The organism is Streptomyces sp. NPDC056987 (assembly GCF_042673865.1).
Classification (GTDB): Bacteria; Actinomycetota; Actinomycetes; order Streptomycetales; family Streptomycetaceae; genus Streptomyces.
Window position 1 is genome coordinate 110,153 of sequence record NZ_JBHURV010000002.1, and the last position, 18,806, is coordinate 128,958.

18 protein-coding genes, 1 tRNA gene and 2 pseudogenes are annotated in these 18,806 nt (G+C 70.0%); 5 read left to right on the top strand and 16 right to left on the bottom strand.

Annotation, left to right across the window (positions count from 1 at the left end; all coding sequences use genetic code 11):
- Nucleotides 1-12 precede the first annotated feature (12 nt).
- Together ACFTZC_RS02835 and ACFTZC_RS02840 are read right to left on the bottom strand one after the other, a co-directional pair.
- Complete coding sequence (locus tag ACFTZC_RS02835; RefSeq protein ID WP_382886218.1) at nucleotides 13-1,590, bottom strand: amino acid adenylation domain-containing protein; 1,578 nt, start codon at nucleotides 1,588-1,590, stop codon at nucleotides 13-15.
- 313 nt (nucleotides 1,591-1,903) lie between these two features.
- On the bottom strand, nucleotides 1,904-2,314 hold the full coding sequence (locus tag ACFTZC_RS02840; protein ID WP_382886220.1) for a hypothetical protein: 411 nt from the start codon (nucleotides 2,312-2,314) through the stop codon (nucleotides 1,904-1,906).
- A gap of 185 nt (nucleotides 2,315-2,499) precedes the next feature.
- On the opposite strand from ACFTZC_RS02840, the gene sigJ reads away from it, so the two are divergent.
- Nucleotides 2,500-3,435 (top strand): RNA polymerase sigma factor SigJ, encoded by a 936-nt coding sequence (gene sigJ, locus ACFTZC_RS02845; RefSeq protein ID WP_382886222.1) that lies wholly within the window; start codon nucleotides 2,500-2,502, stop codon nucleotides 3,433-3,435.
- A gap of 176 nt (nucleotides 3,436-3,611) precedes the next feature.
- Here sigJ and ACFTZC_RS02850 read toward each other — a convergent pair whose 3' ends face one another.
- Genes ACFTZC_RS02850 through ACFTZC_RS02860 form a run of 3 tightly spaced genes read right to left on the bottom strand, consistent with a single transcriptional unit; the run spans nucleotide 3,612 to nucleotide 5,259 of the window.
- Nucleotides 3,612-4,373: a DUF4253 domain-containing protein gene (locus ACFTZC_RS02850; protein WP_382886224.1), complete on the bottom strand. Its 762-nt coding sequence runs from the start codon at nucleotides 4,371-4,373 to the stop codon at nucleotides 3,612-3,614.
- A 14-nt stretch (nucleotides 4,374-4,387) separates the two neighbouring features.
- On the bottom strand, nucleotides 4,388-4,792 hold the full coding sequence (locus ACFTZC_RS02855; protein ID WP_382886226.1) for a hypothetical protein: 405 nt from the start codon (nucleotides 4,790-4,792) through the stop codon (nucleotides 4,388-4,390).
- A 41-nt stretch (nucleotides 4,793-4,833) separates the two neighbouring features.
- Nucleotides 4,834-5,259 carry a DUF4259 domain-containing protein gene (locus ACFTZC_RS02860; protein WP_382886228.1) on the bottom strand — a complete coding sequence of 142 codons (426 nt, stop codon included), beginning with the start codon at nucleotides 5,257-5,259 and terminating at the stop codon, nucleotides 4,834-4,836.
- Nucleotides 5,260-5,659: 400 nt separating this feature from the next.
- On the opposite strand from ACFTZC_RS02860, the gene ACFTZC_RS02865 reads away from it, so the two are divergent.
- A complete protein-coding gene (locus ACFTZC_RS02865; RefSeq protein WP_382886712.1) occupies nucleotides 5,660-5,887 on the top strand; it encodes a DUF4265 domain-containing protein in 228 nt (75 codons plus the stop codon).
- Nucleotides 5,888-5,938: 51 nt separating this feature from the next.
- Here ACFTZC_RS02865 and ACFTZC_RS02870 read toward each other — a convergent pair whose 3' ends face one another.
- The 3 genes and pseudogenes from ACFTZC_RS02870 to ACFTZC_RS02880 form a co-directional block, all read right to left on the bottom strand.
- On the bottom strand, nucleotides 5,939-6,100 hold the full coding sequence (locus ACFTZC_RS02870; RefSeq protein WP_382886230.1) for a hypothetical protein: 162 nt from the start codon (nucleotides 6,098-6,100) through the stop codon (nucleotides 5,939-5,941).
- Between the two features lie 24 nt (nucleotides 6,101-6,124).
- Nucleotides 6,125-6,268 (bottom strand): annotated as a pseudogene (locus ACFTZC_RS02875) (barstar family protein); the annotation flags it as partial.
- A 131-nt stretch (nucleotides 6,269-6,399) separates the two neighbouring features.
- Nucleotides 6,400-6,762, bottom strand: coding sequence for a hypothetical protein (locus ACFTZC_RS02880; RefSeq protein WP_382886231.1), 363 nt, complete (start codon nucleotides 6,760-6,762; stop codon nucleotides 6,400-6,402).
- Nucleotides 6,763-6,908: 146 nt separating this feature from the next.
- Between ACFTZC_RS02880 and ACFTZC_RS02885 the strand changes: the two are divergent.
- Nucleotides 6,909-7,261 (top strand): annotated as a pseudogene (locus ACFTZC_RS02885) (conjugal transfer protein TraS); the annotation flags it as partial.
- Between the two features lie 433 nt (nucleotides 7,262-7,694).
- Here the strand turns inward: ACFTZC_RS02885 and ACFTZC_RS02890 are convergent.
- The 7 genes from ACFTZC_RS02890 to galU all read right to left on the bottom strand — a co-directional run bounded on the left by ACFTZC_RS02890 (nucleotide 7,695) and on the right by galU (nucleotide 13,266).
- Nucleotides 7,695-7,768, bottom strand: a tRNA-Ala gene (locus ACFTZC_RS02890).
- A 106-nt stretch (nucleotides 7,769-7,874) separates the two neighbouring features.
- Nucleotides 7,875-9,026, bottom strand: a complete 1,152-nt coding sequence (gene glpR / locus ACFTZC_RS02895; RefSeq protein ID WP_382886233.1) for a gephyrin-like molybdotransferase receptor GlpR — start codon at nucleotides 9,024-9,026, stop codon at nucleotides 7,875-7,877.
- A gap of 142 nt (nucleotides 9,027-9,168) precedes the next feature.
- A complete protein-coding gene (locus ACFTZC_RS02900; RefSeq protein ID WP_382886235.1) occupies nucleotides 9,169-9,792 on the bottom strand; it encodes a GNAT family N-acetyltransferase in 624 nt (207 codons plus the stop codon).
- Entirely contained in the window at nucleotides 9,789-10,328 is a 540-nt protein-coding gene (locus ACFTZC_RS02905) for a molybdenum cofactor biosynthesis protein B (RefSeq protein WP_382886237.1), read from the bottom strand. The genes ACFTZC_RS02900 and ACFTZC_RS02905 overlap by 4 nt, the downstream gene beginning before the upstream one ends.
- On the bottom strand, nucleotides 10,325-10,924 hold the full coding sequence (gene moaC / locus ACFTZC_RS02910) for a cyclic pyranopterin monophosphate synthase MoaC (RefSeq protein ID WP_382886238.1): 600 nt from the start codon (nucleotides 10,922-10,924) through the stop codon (nucleotides 10,325-10,327). The genes ACFTZC_RS02905 and moaC overlap by 4 nt, the downstream gene beginning before the upstream one ends.
- 71 nt (nucleotides 10,925-10,995) lie before the next feature.
- Complete coding sequence (glp, locus tag ACFTZC_RS02915; RefSeq protein WP_382886240.1) at nucleotides 10,996-12,360, bottom strand: gephyrin-like molybdotransferase Glp; 1,365 nt, start codon at nucleotides 12,358-12,360, stop codon at nucleotides 10,996-10,998.
- A 3-nt stretch (nucleotides 12,361-12,363) separates the two neighbouring features.
- On the bottom strand, nucleotides 12,364-13,266 hold the full coding sequence (gene galU, locus ACFTZC_RS02920; RefSeq protein WP_365813942.1) for a UTP--glucose-1-phosphate uridylyltransferase GalU: 903 nt from the start codon (nucleotides 13,264-13,266) through the stop codon (nucleotides 12,364-12,366).
- A gap of 102 nt (nucleotides 13,267-13,368) precedes the next feature.
- On the opposite strand from galU, the gene ACFTZC_RS02925 reads away from it, so the two are divergent.
- Nucleotides 13,369-13,992 carry a 5-formyltetrahydrofolate cyclo-ligase gene (locus ACFTZC_RS02925; RefSeq protein WP_382886242.1) on the top strand — a complete coding sequence of 208 codons (624 nt, stop codon included), beginning with the start codon at nucleotides 13,369-13,371 and terminating at the stop codon, nucleotides 13,990-13,992.
- A gap of 88 nt (nucleotides 13,993-14,080) precedes the next feature.
- On the opposite strand, the gene ACFTZC_RS02930 is transcribed toward ACFTZC_RS02925, so the two are convergent.
- A complete protein-coding gene (locus ACFTZC_RS02930; RefSeq protein WP_382886244.1) occupies nucleotides 14,081-16,933 on the bottom strand; it encodes a penicillin acylase family protein in 2,853 nt (950 codons plus the stop codon).
- A 313-nt stretch (nucleotides 16,934-17,246) separates the two neighbouring features.
- On the opposite strand from ACFTZC_RS02930, the gene ACFTZC_RS02935 reads away from it, so the two are divergent.
- Entirely contained in the window at nucleotides 17,247-18,800 is a 1,554-nt protein-coding gene (locus ACFTZC_RS02935) for a potassium/proton antiporter (protein WP_382886246.1), read from the top strand.
- The last annotated feature ends 6 nt before the right edge of the window (nucleotides 18,801-18,806 follow it).

Below are 18,806 nucleotides of genomic sequence, written 5' to 3' on the forward strand. Positions count from 1 at the left end.
CCTGGGACGAGGTCACGCCCCCACCGCCCCGACGCGCGCGCCTCGGCCGGGGTCCCCCGTGGCGAGCCGCAGCAGCGCGTCCTTGTCGATCTTTCCGCGGTCGGTCTCGGGCAGGGCGGCGAGCGGCAGCACGGCGGACGGCACGCAGTAGTACGGGAGTGCCGCCGCGACCGCCCCGCGCGCCGCCTCCGGGTCGACGTCCTGGGGGCAGACGAATGAGACGAGATGCCGCGCGTCCCGCCGGAGCGTGACCGCGCGGGTGCACCCCGGGACGGACTCCAGGACGGCGGAGACGGAGTCCGGCTCCACCCGGAAACCGCGGATCTTGACCTGGTCGTCCGTCCTGCCGAGGTGTTCCAGCTCGCCGTCCGGGGTCCACCGGCCGAGGTCTCTCGTACGGAACATACGGCGGCCCCCGCCGAGATACGGGTCGGGCGCGTACCGTTCGGCGGTCAGCGCGTCGTCGCCGAGATAGCCGGCCGAGACGCAGTCGCCGCCCGCCCACATCTCGCCCACCTCGCCGATGGGGACGGGGCGGCGGCGCTCGTCGAGGACGTACACCGTGTTGTTGGGGGTCGGGCGGCCGATCGTCAGCAGCTCCGCGTCCGGGTGATGGCGCTGCATCGTATTGACGATCGTGGTCTCCGTAGGGCCGCACGCGTTGTGGAAGGCGCAGCGCCGGGCCCACCGGTCGGCGAGGGGGCGCGGGCAGGGTTCCCCGGCGACCGCGACCGTCCGCACGCGGGGGCAGGCGGCCGGGTCGACGGCGGCGAGGACGGTGGGGGTCGCGATCAGGACGTCGGCGGTGCGGGCCGTCTCCGCGATGTCCTTGCCGCGGATGACGAGGGTGCCCCCGTGGCTGAGACAGCCGAGGATCTCCCAGGCCGCCATGTCGAAGGCGATGTTGAGGATCTGCGCCACGCGCCGACCGGGCCCGATACCGAGGCTGCCGGGCTCGGTGAGCAGGATGTTGGCCACGTTCCGGTGGGTGACGGTGACCCCGTTGGGGCGGCCGGTGGTGCCGGAGGTGAACAGGACATAGCAGCCGTCGTCGGGCCGCGCGCCACGCGGAGGGGTCCCGTCGGCGTGGCCCTCCCGCTCGTCGGGGTGCCGGTCGAGGCGGTCCAGATCCTCCAGGGCGACGAGATGGCGCACCCCGGCCGGTAAGGGCACGCGGTGCGCGTACTCCCGCTGTGTGAGGACGACCCGGGTGGCGGCCGTACGGATGACGTGGCGGAGCTGGGCGGCGGGGGCGAGGCCGATGTCCTGCGGTACGTACGCCGCACCGGCCTTGAGGGTGCCGAGCAGCCCGACGACCATCGGGATCGAGCGCCGCACGAAGAGCCCGACGCGGTCACCCGGCCGTACCCCGGCCCGGCGGAGCCAGGCCGCGAGCCGGTCGGCGCGCCGGTCGAGTTCCGCGTAGGTGAGGGTGGCGCCGCGGTGTTCGGCGGCCACGGCGCCGGGCGTGGCCAGCGCCTGCTGCTCGAACGCGTGGTGGACGAGGGCGTGGGGCACGGGCACGACGGGCCCGTGCCCGAACCGCCGGAAGAGCTCACGGTCCCGCGGGGTGAGGTGGTCCAGATGCATGGGAGGGGAGACCTCCTGGCTGTTTCGAGCGACGGATGGGGGTCCGGTATTTCGAACGCCTTGCGGTCCACGTGCCGGCGGGGGTCGACGCCCCTCGCGGTCTTCCGTCCGACTGTAACGGCCACGTTTGAACTCTCAACTACCCCCGTTCAGACAACATCTGACGCCTAATCAGCCACATGTGCCGCACTCCGCCACACCGGCAACCTTCACCACACGGTGCGGCGACACCACAGGTGAGGGAAGCTGTGGGCCGCCCGGCCGAGGTCCCGCACGCAACCGCGGGAAGCACGGCCGCGGAAGCCCCCGGCCGTCACACGGCGGCATCCGCGCGGACGCGGAGACCGACGAGCGTCCGGCCCAGCTGAAGGGTGCTCAGACCGAACATCAGCGTGCCCAGGGGAACGTGCAGACTCGCCACATGCGCGATACCGAGGACCACCTGCACCGACGCGAGCACCAGGAACCCGGTCGCATGGAGCACGGGTCTGGGCGAGCCGCCACCCGGCCGCCACGCCAGGACGGCGGCGAGCACGTACAGCATCGACGCGGCGTACATCACGCGGGCGCCGACGCTGTGCAGCGTCTCCCCGTACGCCGTGGACAGCAGCAGACCGGCGGTGACCGCCTGGAAGAATATGGCCACGGTCTGCAGGGCGATCGCGGCACGCAGGAACTTCGAGAACCCCGGACCGTGCCGCTGTGCCGTCGTCCGTGTGGGCATGGCGAACCCTCCCCTTCTCAGCTTCTCAACACTGCTTCTCGGCAGGAGCCGGGGCCGGTGCCCCGCCTCTCAGCACTCCGACGAAGCAGCCCCCGGGAATGTGAGGCGGCGCACCGGCCGCACCGCTCGCCCGGGTCACGCCGATCATGGTGGGGGAAGGCTCGAACAAGGGAGTCATCACGACCATGACCATCAGATCCGGGCCCGCCCCCGGCCGCCCCGGTCCGAGCCCGGGCGCGATCATGAGCGAGCGCCCGCAGCTGATCAATCTCGCCTACCGGTTCCTCGGCTCCCTGGCCGAGGCCGAGGACGCCGTACAGGAGACCTACGCCCGCTGGTACGCCATGTCCCGGCGGGACCAGGAGGCCATCGACTCCCCCGGCGCCTGGCTGACCAGGGTGACCGGCCGCATCTGCCTGGACGTGCTCGGCTCGGCGCGGGCACGGCGCGAGAGGTACGTGGGCGAATGGATCCCGGAGCCGCTGCCCGACGGTACGGAGTGGCTGGACGGACGGGCGGGCGGCGGCGACCCGGCCGACCGGGTCACCCTGGACGAGTCGGTCGACATGGCCTTTCTCGTCGTGCTCGAATCGATGACCCCGGCCGAGCGGGTCGCGTTCATCCTGCACGACGTCTTCCGGTACCCCTTCACCGAAGTGGCCGCGATCGTCGACCGCACCCCGGCGGCCTGCCGGCAACTGGCCTCCTCGGCCCGCCGCCGCGTCCGCGCGGCACGGACCCCCGCGGCTCCGACGGCCCAGCAGGCCCGCGTCATGCGGGACTTCAAGCAGGCGTGGGAGGCCAAGGACATCGCGGCCCTCGTCGGCCTGCTCAACCCCACCGCCACGATGACCGTCGACGGCGGCGGCCGCACCGGCGCGGCACTCCACCCGATCACGGGCGCCGAGCGGATCGCCCACTACATCCTCGGCATCGACGCCAGAGCACCCGGCATGACACTCCTCAACCGCTCGGTCAACGGCCGCCCCGGCCTGGTAGCCCAACACGCGGGCACCACGGTGACGGTGGCCGCGTTCGCGGTCACGGACACCCTGATCACGCACATCTGGGCAGTACGCAACCCCGAAAAGCTCCACCCATGGACGACCCCCCGCACATGAAAAATCCCGCCCGATCAACCGACCGTGCGGGATTCCGCAGACCCTTCCCGAGCGAACTCAAGAACGGTCATGTTGTGGGGTATTCACGAATGCCTCTGATCAGGCATGCGTGAAGCCCCTGAAGATCGCTTCCCGCAGCACGGGTTGACCGTTTCCCGGGCAGGGTGTCAGTGGCCTCAGTCCCACCAGAAGTCCCAGTTGTGGACACCGGTGAGCCGCTCAGCGTACGCAGCGAGTGTGTACGGCCGTCTGCCTTGCCAGATGTTGTCGGGACAGAAGGCGAAGTGCTCGGCGGCGACCAGGAGGGCGTCCTCTTCAGTTGTGGGTGGGGCTGCGACGCTGAGGTGCAGGGTGGAGAAGCCGACCGCGACGACACGGGCGCCGAACCGGTTTTCCCAGTCGCTGACGATCGTCGAGAATTTCGCCGTGTCGCTGTCGTAGTTGGCGGGACCGGACCATCCCGCCGTCGTGAGGGCTTCTGCGCCGGATGCGGCGGTGACCAGCCCGAGACGCGACTGGGGGTGGTCGGAAAGGAACACTTCGGCGTAGTCGGCGGCCAGTTGGTCAGCGCTCATCACTGCTTCTCGGCTGGGTACGTGTCCGGGCCGGCTTTGCCCGAAGGGGGCGGTGACGGCGAGGCGCCGATCGGCCGACAGCATGTCGTCTTCTTCATCGACGGCGGTATACGTCGCCCACCACTTCGCGAGAAGGGCGGCAGGGTCATGGCTCGCCGCGGTGGACATCTGCTCCGGAAAAACCTCACCCGATCCCCAGGGGCGGAATTCGGCGTCCTCGGGGTCGAGGGAGTCAAGCAGAAGGGGCCACCGGCCGGAGCCGCCGTGTTCGGCGTGCATCCGAGCCCACAGCCCGGCTGCGGCCGGCTCGTCGCTGAGCCATAAGGGTTGGGAATCCCCATCGCCTTCACTGGATGTGATCATCCGACCGGGCGGTATCACCGAGCGGATCCGATCACACGGTCACGGAACTGCTGGAAGGTATGCCGGCCCGACGTCTGCTCCGGGTTGATCAGGTCCCCTTCGGCGAGGTCGAGCGCCTTGCACCGCAGAGCCTCCGCAAGGCGGAAGACGGGGGCCGGCACGTCGTCGCCGGAGCCCCGAATGTGCAGCATGACCGAGTCCACCGGGTCTTCTGAGCCGATGTTGAGTTCGATGGACCACGTGGGACCGGACAGGTCGCCCCACGTGGGGTCCGAGAGATCAACTTCGGGAATGGCCTGGGTGACAGCCGCGAGCACGTCGCATTGCCGGCCGAGCGGTTCCGGCGAGTAGTCGTCGGGAAGCTCATGCATCGTGGTGACGTCGTCGGGCACGCGGAGGAGGAGCACGTCCCAGCTCATGGTGGCCTCTCAGGTAGGACTCGGGTAGGGGTCGCGATCGGTCAGATCAGGCCGAGCTGCTCTCCAGGAGGCTGTGGCAGGAGCACGTTCTGCAACTGGCGGACGTTCGCGCGCCAGGGGGCGCCATCCGACTCGTCCCACAGCTCCATCAGCTCGGACGGCTCGGTCATGACACGGTCGAGGGCCTGAAGTGCCAGATCGCGCATGCCGGTGAAATCAGGAAGGAGCTCTTCCGGCCCAAAAACGGGATCAGCAGGCTCACCCCCGGGACACTGCGCCGCGACAAGGGCGGCCGCGGCCACGGCTACCTCCGATTCGGATACTTCGAGGTGGTCCGCGGTGTCGATCACACGTGTGAGAGCACCGCGAACGATGCTCTTGCGTTCATCTGCGGCTGCCCCGTCAAGGGCGCCACAGAAGTCCGCTGCGGTGTCGTTGTCGAAGGGGCCGACGTCCCAAGTGCCCATAGTCTCTCCCGATCACTGTGTTGACCGAGGAATCCTGACAGAGGCCACTGACAGCAGCCGCGCGGTCCGGACCAGTGTGAAGTACGCCGGGGTTCGGAACTGCGGCCAGACGTCGCAGAGCTTGGACGAGATGTGGATGACGGGGGGGTGACGAGCATCAGCGAGAACCAGTGAAGGTCCATATCCGGCTGGAAGTGGGCGAGGACGGCCCGCCGTTGGCGAGTGTCGAGAGTCTGTGGGCGGTGGACCTCGGCGATGGAACGGTGCGGTCGGACAACACTCCGTAGCTCGTGCGCGAGGTCGCGCGTCGGGACATCGTCCGGGTGGAGACCGACGACGAGGACGTGCATCGGGCTGCAGAGACAGTCAAGCCTCGGAGAACTGCACGATCCGGTTGGTGGTGAAGGATGTCGGCTCGACCGCTGCTCGGCACGGCGTGCTGGAGACCTTTCGCCGCCTCGGAACAACCGGGGAGAGGATCGATCACTTCCGGATGGTTGCTCTGGACGTCCCGCCTGATGCGGAGCTTCAGCGGATCCGGACGCTCTGGGAGCACGGTGAGGTGAAGGGGCGGTGGCACTGGGTGGAAGGGTGTGTCACCGCTGTTTGGGAGGCCACGGCCAGATAACGAGTGCCGCCGCCATGGGGTGCCGTACTCGGTGCAGCCCAGGCCGTACTCTTAACGGCGGCTGGAGTCGAGCCATTCGTCGCTGTTCCACATGACGGTGGTGGCCCCGACGGGTTCGAAGCGGATGTCGGGGTCGTTGCTGTGGACCAGGGCGAAGAAGCGGCGCTGGACTACCGCCGCCCGGCGGGCCTGGTCAGCGATGACGTCCAGCACGATCTGGGCTGCTCTCGGGTATGCGTCGGCGAAATGATCGTAATCGGTGAAGGACAGTACGAGTCCGGCGCCCTCAGCTGAATCGTCATAGGGGCCGAAGCAGACCACGTCGCCGAGGCAGTCGTTGAGCGCGTCGAGGTTGTGGCCGTAGTGGTCGGGGAACTGCAGAGCTGCGGCGACGGCTCAGTGCATGTCCCTTTCCGTTGACCATCCGTTCGCTGCGAGGCGGACGGCGTGGAAGCCGCGGTCTTCAAGTTGCTGGACGGCTTTGGTGAAAAGGTGGCGTCGCCAGAAGAGGGTCACAAGGTGTTGCTCATGTACTCGATGCCAGGGAGGCGGTCCGTCATGTCCTGTGGGACAGGCTCTTGATGTGTGTCGCGCCTGAAGTGGTCCAGGAGCCGGAAGAACTCCTTGACCGGCGTGGAGTCGGCCGGTGTGCGGCGCTCGATCTCTGCGGCCCAGGTGAGGGAGCTGGATATTCCGTAGTGCTCGTGGAGCCAAGTGGTGAAGTCCTCTTCGGGCCAGAAGGCGAAGGGCTCCCGGATGGAGTGCACGGCGAGTGCGACACGGTAGCCGGTGAGGACGGACTGCAGGTGCTGGAGTGAGCCGACCGGCAACCACATTCCGGGCCGCAGGCGGATCTGGTCCAGGAAGTCGTACACGTCGGTGCATTCTTTCCAGTGCTTGACGGTGCTCTGGGGGCTGTCCTATGCCGGCATGGAGGTGAGCCTACGGCGCGGGCGGGAGTTGTCGTCGAGCGAAGAGGTGCGGGCTCAACGCGGACGGGTGTGGTCGTTCGGGGGCGTCAATGGTCGGCGCCGGGGCCGTCCGGGCCCGGCAGCGGCATCCGGCCGTGTATTGGGCGTCCTCGGCCTTCCGCTGTCCGTCGTACGCCTGCTGACCTCGTACGGATACGTGATGGACGCCTGCGGTCTCACGGTCCCGCCGTCCCGCCTCCGGGCGCTGGCCGTACGGGACGCCACCCGGCGGAAGATACAGCCCGTACCGCCCCGGCGGGGAATCATCCGGCCCACCGAGACCGGGCTACGGTTCCGGCTCCGCCTCGCACCCGGTCAGGAACCGGCAGACGTGGCCGCGTCCGCCGAACGGCTGCGCCACGCCTGGGGCGTCCACACCGTGTACGTCGCCCCCAGCACCCCGGACGAGGACATCACCTCGGACATCTGAGGGCTCCCGGAGAACGAGCAACCGCTACCGTTCAAACGTGGCTGCACGGCCGGGGACTGCTGCGGGCAAGTGCCTTCTCGCCGTACGGTGCAGTACGCGTGAACGGTTCTCCGGTCCGCCCTCACCAACGCCACGGCGGAAGAGCTGATCACCAAGAACGTCGCCGGGCTCGTCAAGGTCCGGTCCGGCAGGAAGCACAAGCGCGAGCCCTGGTCGGTGCCGACACAGCAAGATCGCCGTGACGATGGAAAGGTACACCCACATCCCGTCCGAGGCGACCCGCAAGGCGCGCGGAAGCTCGGCAAGCACCTCGACGCTCAAGATCAGATGTAGTTGCTGTACTTCGCTGCTGTACGGCACCAGAAAGCCCCTACCGGGTTTCCCCGGTAGGGGCTTTGAGCTGCTGTGGACCTGAGGGGATTTGAACCCCTGACCCCCTCGATGCGAACGAGGTGCGCTACCAGTCTGCGCCACAGGCCCTTGCAACGAGTGAAACTCTAGCACCCTGTCGCCCGTGCCCGGAAATCCGTCAGCCGCTGGTCACGGTGGGCGGGCCGTCGGTCGGCCGTGGGGTGGCGGCGGGTGGTTACTCGTTGGCCGCGCGGGGGCGGTCGTCGGATTCGTCGTACTGGTCGAAGAGCGGGGTCCTGCCGTGGTCGCGGGTGCGGCGTGGGGGTGGGGTGCGGGGGGAGGGGGCCGTGTCCGTGGCCGGTTCGGCGGTGGAGGAGCGGGCCGCGCTCCAGGTCTCCGGGTCGCCGACCTCCACGCCGCCGGTGGCGCGCGGGGCGACCGGGGCCGTGACGTACGTGGGCAGCGGGACCGGGACCGGCTCCCAGCTCTCGCCGCGGGCGGGGCCGCGTTCGCGCTGTTGGTCCACCCACTCCGCGTGGTCGGTCTGCTCGACCAAGGCGCGGCGGCCGGCCTCCTGGGGGGAGACGGTGACGGCCGGTTCGGGCTCGGGGCAGGGTTCCGGCTCCTGTTCGGGCTCGCCGGCCGCGGGCGCGGCCGGCTGCCGGCGGGGGGCGCGGTTCTCGCGGAGCCGCTGGGCGGCGGCCTCGGCGCGGCGCCGGTCCATGGTGAACGCGAAGCGGCGCCGCTCCTGGCCGCGCAGGTGAACGATGTACGTGCTGAGGAGTACGGCCGGGACCGCGGGCGCCCAGAGGAAGCCCAGCCCGCCGACGGCCGCGACGATCGCACCGAGGGTGAAGGAGAGGAAGAGGATCATGGTGGTGCGCCGGCGGCGGGCGAGGACCTGGAGGCGCTGCGCGCGCCGGGCCCGTTCGGCCGGAGTGCCCGCGGGACGCGTGCGCCGCTTGGCCGCGGGGCGCTCGGGGGCCGGACGGAGCTCGGGGTGGGGCGCGGGGTGGGGCGCGGGAACGGGCGCCGCGGACCTGGGCTGTACCGGCCTGGCCGGCGCGGGGATCTCCGCGCGGACGCTCATCCGGAGTTCGGTGTGGTCCGGGGGCGCGGCGAAGGACCGGACGTCGACGGAGCTCATCGACTCCGTACGGCTCTCCGGTTCCGCGTCGGTCCCCGCCCCTTCGGCGGCCCGCCCCTGAAGCTCCTTGGCGTAACGGCGCTCCATGGCCGCCCGTCCGGACAGCAGCCGGATGGCGGTGCTGAAGCGTTCCGTCGGACGCGCCTCATTGAGCTCGTCCTGCCTGCGGAGCCACATCGGCACCAAATAGGCGGCCCAGGCCCCGACGATGACTGCGTAGATGAGGCCGCTGCTGCTCACGGTTCACACCGTAGAGGGGTTCGCACGAGGGCATCGGCCAATTGAGCCGGTGTGTCGCACGATCCGGCTGATACCACGGACTTTTTTTATGATTGTTCGTATCGGTTTATGTTCGTATGGAACGCGATATCGAATAAGTGTTTTATTTTCTTGTCGTTCCGGGGCGGGCCCGGTGCCACCGGTGGACCAGCCCCTCGGGGACCTCCTCCGACGTGAGCACATAGACGAGATGGTCCCGCCAGGCCCCGTCGATGTGGAGATAGCGGGGCCTCAGCCCCTCCTCGCGGAAGCCGAGCTTCTCGACGACGCGGCGGCTGGGCCCGTTCTCCGGGCGGATGCAGATCTCGACGCGGTGCAGCCCGACCATCCGGAAGCAGTGGTCCACCGCGAGCGCGACGGCCGTCGGCATCACGCCGCGGCCCGCCACCTCGCGGTCCACCCAGTAGCCGACATGACCGGAACACATCGAGCCCCAGGTGATCCCGGCGACCGTGAGCTGACCGACCAGCCGCCCCTGGTACTCGATGACGAACGGCAGCATCCGGCCCGCGCCGGCCTCGGCGCGGAGATGGCGGACCATCTGGCGGTACGTCGGGCGCTGGGCGACCGGGCCGCCGGGCGGAGGCGGCGGAATCGTCGCCTCCCACGGGCGCAGCCAGTCACGGTTGCGCCGGTTCACCTCACGCCAGGCGCGCTGGTCGCGCAGTCTTATGGGGCGGAGGGTCACCTCGCCGTCCACCAGCATCGCGGGCCAGGCCGGGTTCATCCGGAGACGCGGGGGTGATCGCCGCCGCGGAGCTGGTCCACGGCGTGGACCAGCAGCCGGTCGAGCACGGCGAGTCCGTCGCGCACGCCGCCGGTCGAGCCGGGCAGGTTCACGATCAGGGTCCGCCCCGCGACGCCCGCCAGGCCGCGGGAGAGCGCCGCGGTGGGGACCTTCGTGGCGCCCTCGGCGCGGATCGCCTCGGGGATGCCGGGGATCTCGTAGTCGAGCACGCGGCGCGTGGCGTCGGGGGTGCGGTCGGTGGGCGAGATGCCCGTGCCGCCGGTGGTGAGGATCACGTCGTACGCGGCGGCCACGCCGTCGCGCAGGGCCTGTTCGACCGGGTCGCCGTCGGGGACGACCCGGGGGCCGTCGACGGCGAAGCCGAGCGCGCCGAGGCCGTCGGCGAGGAGCGGGCCGCCCTTGTCGGCGTAGACGCCCGCGGCCGCCCGGTTGGACGCCGTGACGACCAGGGCCCGGTACGGCGCCGGGGAGGCGCCGCCGCGCGGTGCGGGCGGCCCGGATGGCGTGGTGCTCATGCCGTGCCTCCGGGCGCCGCGTCACCGGCCGCTTCCGGACGGCTCCAGGTGCCGGACCTGCCGCCGGTCTTCTCCTCGACCCGTACGTCCGTGATGACCGCGCCCTTGTCGACGGCCTTCACCATGTCGACCACTGTCAGCGCGGCCACCGAGACGGCGGTCAGCGCCTCCATCTCGACGCCCGTGCGGTCCGTGGTCTTCACCGTGGCCAGGATCTCGACCGCGTCGTCCGCGACGGAGAGGTCGAGCGTGACGCCCGAGACGGCCAGCGGGTGGCAGAGCGGGATCAGGTCCGGGGTCCGCTTGGCGCCCATGATGCCCGCGATACGGGCCGTGGCCAGGGCGTCCCCCTTCGGTACTCCCCCGCCCCTGAGCAGCTCGACGACGCGCGGCGAGACCAGTACCCGGCCGCTGGCGCGTGCGGTGCGCGCCGTGATCTCCTTGGCGGAGACGTCGACCATCCGGGCGGCGCCCGACTCGTCGATGTGGGTCAGGCGGTCCTGTCCCGCATCGGTCAGGCCGTCCTGACCGCTCGTGCCGCTCTGGTCGGCCTGCTGAGGGTGTCCGGGGGTCGCCCCCCGGGAAAACACGGTCATTCGCTGTGGCGCTCCCGGTCCGGGCCCGACAGGGCCTGTGTGGGCAGATACGGTACCGCCACACCGGGGCGTCAGCCGATCAGAACCACCTCGACCTCCGTGCCCGGCTCGACGGTGACCGTCTCCTCGGGGATGACGATCAGCGCGTCCGCGTGGGCCAGGGCCGCCACGAGATGGGAGCCGGCGCCGCCGACCGGGGCGACGGCGCCCGCCTCGGCGTCGTACGTACCCCGCAGGAACTGGCGGCGGCCCGCCGGGGACGAGAGCGTCCCCTCCGCCTTGAGCGTCGCCCCGACCGTCGGGCGGTGCAGGTCCTCCAGCCCCATGAGGGCGCGGATCGCGGGGCGGGCGAACAGCTCGAAGGAGACGTAGCACGACACCGGGTTGCCGGGGAACGCGAGCAGTGGGGTGTGTTCCGGGCCGATCGAGCCGAAACCCTGCGGCTTGCCGGGCTGCATCGCGACTCTGCGGAAGTCGATACCGCTGCCCGCCTCGTCCTCGTCCCCCACGGAGGAGAGCGCCTCCTTGACGACGTCGTACGCCCCGACGCTGACGCCGCCCGTGGTGACGACCATGTCGGCGCGGATGAGCTGGTCCTCGATCGTGGCACGCAGGGTCTCCGCGTCGTCGGTGACGGCGCCGACCCGGTAGGCGAGGGCGCCCGCGTCCCTGGCGGCGGCCGTGAGGGCGAAGCTGTTGGAGTCGTGGATCTGGCCCTCTCCGAGCGACTCGCCCGGCTGGATCAGCTCGCTCCCGGTGGAGAGGACGACCACGCGCGGGCGCGGGCGGACCCGGACCCTGCCCCGGCCGATGGCGGCCAGCAGGCCGATCTGCGGCGGGCCGAGGACCGTACCGGCCTTCAGGGCGAGGTCGCCGGCGCCCACATCGCTGCCGCGGGCGCGGACATGGGCGCGGGCCTCGGCCGAGCGGTGGACCCGTACCTCACCGCTCGCGCCGGCCCCTCCCTCCCCGGCGGGCCGCATGGAGGTGGCCGCGCCGACGCCCGTACCGCCGTCGGTCCACTCGACCGGGACGACGGCCTCGGCGCCGGGCGGCAGCGGGGCTCCGGTCATGATCCTGGCGGCCTGCCCGGGGCCGACCTCGGGGAGCGCGCCGCTGCCCGCGGCCACGTCCCCGACGACGGTCAGCACGGCGGGGAACTCCTCGGTCGCCCCCGCCACGTCGGCCGTACGGACCGCGTACCCGTCCATGGAACTGTTGTCGAACGGCGGCAGCGCGACCGGAACCGTGACGTCCTCCACGAGGACGCAGCCCTGGGCATCGAGCAGTTGCAGCTCGATGGGGTCGAGCGGACGGACCGCGGCGAGGATGTCCGCGAGATGGTCCTCCACCGACCAGAGGCGGTCCTGCCCGGAGGCCGGGGCGGCGGCCGGGTCCGGGGCAGGCGCGGGTGCCGGTTCTGCCGAGCTGCTCAAGTGCTACATCTCCTCGCTGACGTAACTGCGGAGCCAGGTCCGGAAGTCCGGGCCCAGGTCTTCACGTTCGCACGCGAGTCTGACAATGGCACGAAGATAGTCGCCCCGGTCACCGGTGTCGTAGCGCCGCCCCTGGAAGACGACGCCGTGGACCGGTCCGCCGACCTTCTCGTCCGCGGAGAGCTGCTGGAGGGCGTCGGTGAGCTGGATCTCGCCCCCGCGGCCCGGCTCGGTCGTGCGCAGTATGCCGAAGACGGCGGGGTCCAGCACATAGCGGCCGATGATGGCGTAGTTGCTGGGGGCGTCGGCGGCGTCGGGCTTCTCGACCAGATCGTGCACCTTGACCACGTCGGCGTCGCCCGTGGGCTCCACGGCGGCGCAGCCGTACAGATGGATCTGCGCCGGATCGACCTCCATGAGGGCCACGACACTGCCCCCCTCACGCTCCTGGACCTCGACCATGCGCGCGAGCAGCGGGTCGCGCGGGTCGATCAGGTCGTCGCCCAGCAGGACCGCGAAGGGCTGGTCCCCTACGTGCGGGGCGGCGCACAGGACGGCGTGCCCGAGGCCCCTGGGGTCGCCCTGGCGTACGTAGTGCATGGTGGCGAGGTCACTGGACTCCTGGACCTTCGCGAGGCGCCCGGCGTCGCCCTTGCGGGTCAGCGCCTGCTCCAGTTCGTAGTTCCGGTCGAAGTGGTCCTCAAGAGGGCGCTTGTTGCGGCCGGTGACCATGAGGACGTCGGAAAGCCCCGCGGCCACCGCTTCCTCGACCACGTACTGGATCGCCGGCTTGTCGACGACCGGCAGCATCTCCTTGGGCGTGGCCTTGGTGGCGGGAAGGAACCGGGTGCCGAGGCCGGCGGCGGGGATGACAGCCTTGGTGATCCTGGAGGGCGAATGAGTCATGGCGCGGAGCCTATCCGGTGATTATGGGCGGAAGATGATGTTTCGGTTAACTTTCGCCTCATGCAAGCCCATAGGAGAGATACGAGAGGTTTGTGACGCCCTATGAGCGACGACGTTCCCGGCGCGCCGGGAAAGAGCGTTCTGCGAGGTGAACTCCTCGCCGCGCGCGGGATGCTGTCCGGTGAAGACGTACGGAAGGCCGCGGAGGTTCTCTCCCGGAGGGCACTGGACCTGCCGGACCTCGCCCGCGCCCGTACCGTCGCGGCCTACGTGTCGGTCGGACGCGAGCCGGGCACGCGCGCACTGCTCGACGCGCTGCGCGCACGGGGCGTCCGGGTCCTGCTGCCGGTGCTGCTGACCGACAACGATCTCGACTGGGCCCGCTACGAGGGCGCTGAACGGCTCGTGAGGGCCGGACGGGGGCTGCTGGAACCCGACGGGCCCCGACTGGGCCCGGAGGCCGTCCTGGAGGCGGAGGCGGTCCTGCTGCCCGGCCTCGCGGTGGACGGGCGCGGGATGCGGCTGGGCCGGGGCGGCGGCTCGTACGACCGGGTGCTGAGCCGGCTGGCACGTGCGGGGGCCGCGCCGTCCCTCGTGGTGCTGCTGTACGCGAACGAGGTGGTCGCGCGGGTCCCGGAGGAACCGCACGACCACCCCGTACAAGCCGTGGTGACACCGGAGGGCGTCAGACGCTTCCGATCGTCCGACGGCCCGATGACCGGGTGACCGGGGGACAGCCCGGGTGACCGGGTGAACCCGGCGGGCCGAGCGCCGGAAGAGCCCGCGAGCCCGTGGAGCCCGTCGAGCCCGCGCCCTACGGTTCGAGCGTCAGCGTGTCCTTCGTGGCGCTCTGCACCGCGTTGGGAGTGTAGGCCCAGTCGAGCAGCTCGCCCTTGGCCCACTTGTCCGTCTGGTCGGTGTAGTGCGCGCCGTACGCGTGCCCCGAGGAGCCCGTCAGGTTGATCCAGCGGGACTTGTCCCACTCCCCCACGTTGACGACCATCCGCATGGAGGGCACCCAGACGACCTCGTAACCGCCCGCCGCGTTCCAGCCGGTCGCGTTGACCGCCGCCTCGCCGCCACCGAGGTTCCACGGGCCTCGGTTGAGCATCTCCTTGAGGAAACCGGGACCTTCGGTGCCGAGGGTCTGGTTCTCCAGCTGGAGCTGGTGCAGACGGCCCCAGCTCCAGCTGGAGACATCCTTGCCGAGCTTGGCCGTCAACTCCCAGCGCGCGTCCGTCATGGCGCGCTTCAGGAGCCCGTCACGGGTCGTCGTGGCGACGTCCTTGCGGCTCTTCGGAGAGCTCCACCAGGAGTTGTCCTCGTCCTTGATGATGCCGCGCACCACCTCGTACCAGCGGTCGCCACCGTCCGGCTGCGCCTCTTCGGGGTCGCGCTGGCCGCACTCCCGTACGAGCTGGTCCTGGCCGTCCACCGGACCGGTCGAGTCGGCGGAACGCACATTGAGGCACTCACCCTTGACGCGTACCTCCTTGGGAAGCTTGTTCCCGAAGGCCAGCTTGAGGACGTTGCGCCAGACCGCGTTGAAGTAGGCGGCGGCACCCGAGTCGGGCTCCTGGGTGTAGTCCCAGCCTTCGAGGAGCTTCTGCGCCTCGCGGATGGCCGGGTCCGGGACATCGATCTTCAGCAGATACGGCATCAGCACCTTGGCGATCTCGCTGGTGTTGTCCATCTGCATGGTCTGCATGTCGTCGGTCGAGATCTTCCCGCCGTCCTTGGTCTTCGACTCTATGAGGTCGTTGATCCGCTGGCTGCGGGCGCCGTAGCCCCAGTCCTCGGTCAGCAGGTACGGGTACTTCTCCGCGTTCACGACGGCCTGGTTGGCGGTGACGATGTAGCCGCGCTCGGGGTTGTACTCGTACGGCAGCTCGTCGAAGGGGATGTACCCCTTCCACTTGTACTTCGGGTCCCAGCCCGGCGCCGGCATCCTGCCGTCGCCCTCGGCCCGGACCGGGATCCGGCCGGGCGCCTGGTAACCGATGTTGCCCTTCTCGTCGGCGTAGATGAGGTTCTGCGAGGGGACCTCGAAGTGCTCGGCGGCCTTGCGGAAGCCGGCGAAGTCCTTGGCCCTGTTGAGTTCGAAGACGGCGTCCATGGACTTGCCGGGCTGGAGCGCGGTCCACTCCAGGGAGACCGCGTAGCCGGTGCCCCGGTCCGGGGCGACGTCGCCCACCGGCGCCTTCTCCCCGACCTTCTCCAGCTCGCTGTTGCGGTCGGAGACCACGGGACCGTGGTCGGTCGAGCGGACCGTGATCTTCCTGCTGGCGCCGCCGGCGACCTTGATGGTCTCGTGGCGGATCTTAAACTTCTTCTTCTCCGAGCCGTACTGGTACGTGTCGCCGCTGACCTTCTCCAGGTAGAGATCGGTCACGTCGGCACCCAGGTTGGTGAAGCCCCAGGCGATCTCCTGGTTGTGACCGATTATCACTCCGGGCAGTCCGGCAAAGGTGTAACCGGCGACGTCGTACTTACAGGTCTCCGAGACGCTGCGGCAGTGCAGCCCCATCTGGTACCAGAGCGAGGGGAGCTGCGGCGCGAGGTGCGGGTCGTTGGCGAGGAGGGGCTTGCCCGTCGTCGTGTACTTGCCGGAGACGACCCAGGAGTTGGAGCCGATGCCGCTGCCGTTCGGGCCGAGCAGGGAGGGGATCTCGTCCAGGGTGCCGGACAGGGCGCCGAGCTGCGCCTCGAAGCCCTGGGTGGCGGCGCCGGCCTGGTCGACGCCTCCGTCGGTGCTGACTCCGGTGCCGGTGCCGGTACCCGTGCCCGTACTGCCGTCCGTGCCTATGCTGCCGCCGGTGCCTGTGCCGGTTCCTGTGCCGGTTCCTGTGCCCGTCCCCGTTCCGCCGTCGGTGCCCGCGCTGTCACCGGCGGGCTGGGCCTTGGGGTCGTACGCGCCCGTGACCGGGTCGATCCCGCCCTCGCTGACGACGGGCTTGTTCCGGTCGTACGGGTACGCCGGGTACAGGTCCTTGATCTCCTGCTCGCTCAGCCGGCTGGTCAGCAGCGAACGGTCTATCTCGTCCTTCATGTTGCCGCGCAGGTCCCAGGCCATCGCCTTGAGCCACGCCACCGAGTCAACCGGGGTCCACTTCTCGGGCGTGTAGTCGTTGGTGAAGCTCAGGGCCGCGTACTCGACCGAGATGTCCTTGCCGTCACGGCCCTTGAGGTACTCGTTGACGCCGTCCGCGTACGCCTGGAGGTTCTTCTTGGTCTCCTCCGACAGCACGGTGTCGTACTCGCGTTGGGCGACTCCGCGCCAGTCCAGGGTGCGCAGGAAGGTGTCGGTCTTGACCTGATCCTTCCCGAACATCTCGGAGAGCCGGCCGGCGGTCATGTGCCGCCGTACGTCCATCTCCCAGAAGCGGTCCTGCGCCTGGACGTACCCCTGCGCGCGGAACAGGTCGGCGTCGCTGTTCGCGTAGATCTGCGGGACGCCATAGCTGTCGCGCCGGACGTCCACGGGTCCTGACAGGCCCTTGAGCGTGACCTTCCCCGTGGTCTGGGGGAAGGAGGCACGGACCGTACTGACGCCCCAGAACGCGCCATAGCCGACACCCGCGACAAGCGCCAGCACCAGGACGATCACGATCAGACGGGCGCGTCGCCCCTTCTTTTTGACGGAAGGGGGGGCTGTGTTGGCGGGCATCGCTGTCCTTCGAGGGGCAGGGTGGTCCTGGAATGCTGGAGCAACCATAGGCGCAGGGGTTCCACGCCCCCGACTCGGTGTCATGTAGTGCGACTGATCCGACGATCACAGAATGATCACACAGAGACTGACACATGGATTCCCCCGCTAATTCACCACCCTTCGCCCTTGTCGTACCGCCTCGTACGCCTGACGCCCCCGTCGACCGCGATGGAAATCACATCAACGCTCGTACTGGCGATCGAAAGCGTCAAGAAAACGTTAAAGATTAGGTAAGGTAACGAAGTACCGGCGCCCGGAGGAACGATCCGGCGTGCGCGAGGGGAAGGATCGGCCGCTGTCTGTCCACCATCTCAATGAACTGCTGCTCATCAGCTCGCTCGTGCTGCTGATCGCGGTCGCCGCCGTCCGGATCTCGTCGCGGAGCGGCCTCCCCAGCCTGCTGCTGTACCTGGGGATCGGTGTCGTCATAGGGCAGGACGGCCTCTTCCACGTGAAGTTCGACAACGTCGAACTGACCCAGGTCATCGGCTATGCCGCACTGGTGGTGATCCTGGCGGAGGGTGGCCTGGGCACCAAGTGGAAGGAAGTGAAACCGGCGCTGCCCATAGCCGCCGCCCTGTCGACGGTGGGGGTCGCGGTGAGCGTCGGCGTCACGGCGTCCGCCGCGCACTATCTGATCGGCCTGGACTGGCGGCAGGCGCTGATCGTCGGGGCCGTCGTCTCCTCGACGGACGCCGCGGCGGTCTTCTCCGTGCTGCGCAAGGTCCCGCTGCCGTCCCGGGTGACCGGAGCGTTGGAAGCCGAGTCCGGCTTCAACGACGCCCCCGTGGTGATCATGGTGGTCGCGCTCTCGGCGGCGGGACCGGTCGAGCACTGGTACATCCTCGTCGGCGAGATCGTTCTGGAACTGGCCATCGGCGCCGTCGTCGGGCTGACGGTCGGCTGGGCGGGCGCGTACGGGCTGAAGCACGTCGCCCTGCCGGCCTCCGGGCTCTACCCCATCGCCGTGATGGCCATCGCGGTGTCGGCGTACGCGGTCGGCGCCACGGCGCACGGCAGCGGCTTCCTCGCCGTGTACATCGCCTCCATGATCCTCGGGAACTCGAAACTGCCGCACGCCCCGGCGAACCGCGGCTTCGCCGAGGGACTGGGCTGGATCGCGCAGATCGGCATGTTCGTCCTGCTCGGCTTGCTGGTGACCCCGCACGAGCTGGGCGACGACTTCCTGCCCGCGGTGGTCGTCGGCCTGGTCCTGACCGTGGTGGCCCGGCCGCTGTCCGTCCTGGTCAGCCTGCTGCCCTTCCGGATCCCGTGGCAGGAGCAGGCCCTGATGTCCTGGGCGGGGCTGCGCGGCGCGGTGCCCATCATCCTGGCGACCATTCCGATGGTCACGCAGGTGGAGGGCAGCCTGCGGATCTTCAACATCGTCTTCATCCTGGTCGTCGTGTACACGCTGGTGCAGGGGCCGACGCTGCCCTGGCTGGCGAAGGCGCTGCGGCTCGGGGACTCCTCCGAGGCGTCCGACCTGGGGATCGAGTCGGCGCCGCTGGAACGGCTGCGCGGCCACCTCCTCTCCGTGGCGATCCCCGAGGGGTCGAAGATGCACGGAGTGGAGGTCGCGGAGCTGCGGCTGCCGCCGGGGTCCGCGGTCACGCTGGTCGTACGGGACGGGAAGAGCTTCGTACCGCTTCCCGCGACCGTGCTGCGCCGCGGCGACGAACTGCTCGTGGTGGCCACGGACCCGGTGCGCGACGCGGCGGAACGGCGCCTGCGGGCCGTCGGGCAGGGCGGAAAGCTGGCCGGCTGGCTGGGCACGGGCAACGGGGTCGGTACGGGGGCCGGCGCGGGCGGCAAGGCCCCGTAACCGCCC

Excerpts from the sequence above, each read along its gene's own strand:
- ACFTZC_RS02840 (WP_382886220.1), bottom strand. The coding sequence starts at position 2,314 with ATGCCCACACGGACGACGGCACAGCGGCACGGTCCGGGGTTCTCGAAG.
- ACFTZC_RS02905 (WP_382886237.1), bottom strand. The coding sequence starts at position 10,328 with ATGAGCACCACGCCATCCGGGCCGCCCGCACCGCGCGGCGGCGCCTCC.
- ACFTZC_RS02855 (WP_382886226.1), bottom strand. The coding sequence starts at position 4,792 with ATGAGCTGGGACGTGCTCCTCCTCCGCGTGCCCGACGACGTCACCACG.
- ACFTZC_RS02930 (WP_382886244.1), bottom strand. The coding sequence starts at position 16,933 with ATGCCCGCCAACACAGCCCCCCCTTCCGTCAAAAAGAAGGGGCGACGC.
- ACFTZC_RS02850 (WP_382886224.1), bottom strand. The coding sequence starts at position 4,373 with ATGATCACATCCAGTGAAGGCGATGGGGATTCCCAACCCTTATGGCTC.
- moaC (WP_382886238.1), bottom strand. The coding sequence starts at position 10,924 with ATGACCGTGTTTTCCCGGGGGGCGACCCCCGGACACCCTCAGCAGGCC.
- ACFTZC_RS02925 (WP_382886242.1), top strand. The coding sequence starts at position 13,369 with ATGAGCGACGACGTTCCCGGCGCGCCGGGAAAGAGCGTTCTGCGAGGT.
- galU (WP_365813942.1), bottom strand. The coding sequence starts at position 13,266 with ATGACTCATTCGCCCTCCAGGATCACCAAGGCTGTCATCCCCGCCGCC.
- ACFTZC_RS02835 (WP_382886218.1), bottom strand. The coding sequence starts at position 1,590 with ATGCATCTGGACCACCTCACCCCGCGGGACCGTGAGCTCTTCCGGCGG.
- sigJ (WP_382886222.1), top strand. The coding sequence starts at position 2,500 with ATGACCATCAGATCCGGGCCCGCCCCCGGCCGCCCCGGTCCGAGCCCG.
- ACFTZC_RS02860 (WP_382886228.1), bottom strand. The coding sequence starts at position 5,259 with ATGGGCACTTGGGACGTCGGCCCCTTCGACAACGACACCGCAGCGGAC.
- ACFTZC_RS02900 (WP_382886235.1), bottom strand. The coding sequence starts at position 9,792 with ATGAACCCGGCCTGGCCCGCGATGCTGGTGGACGGCGAGGTGACCCTC.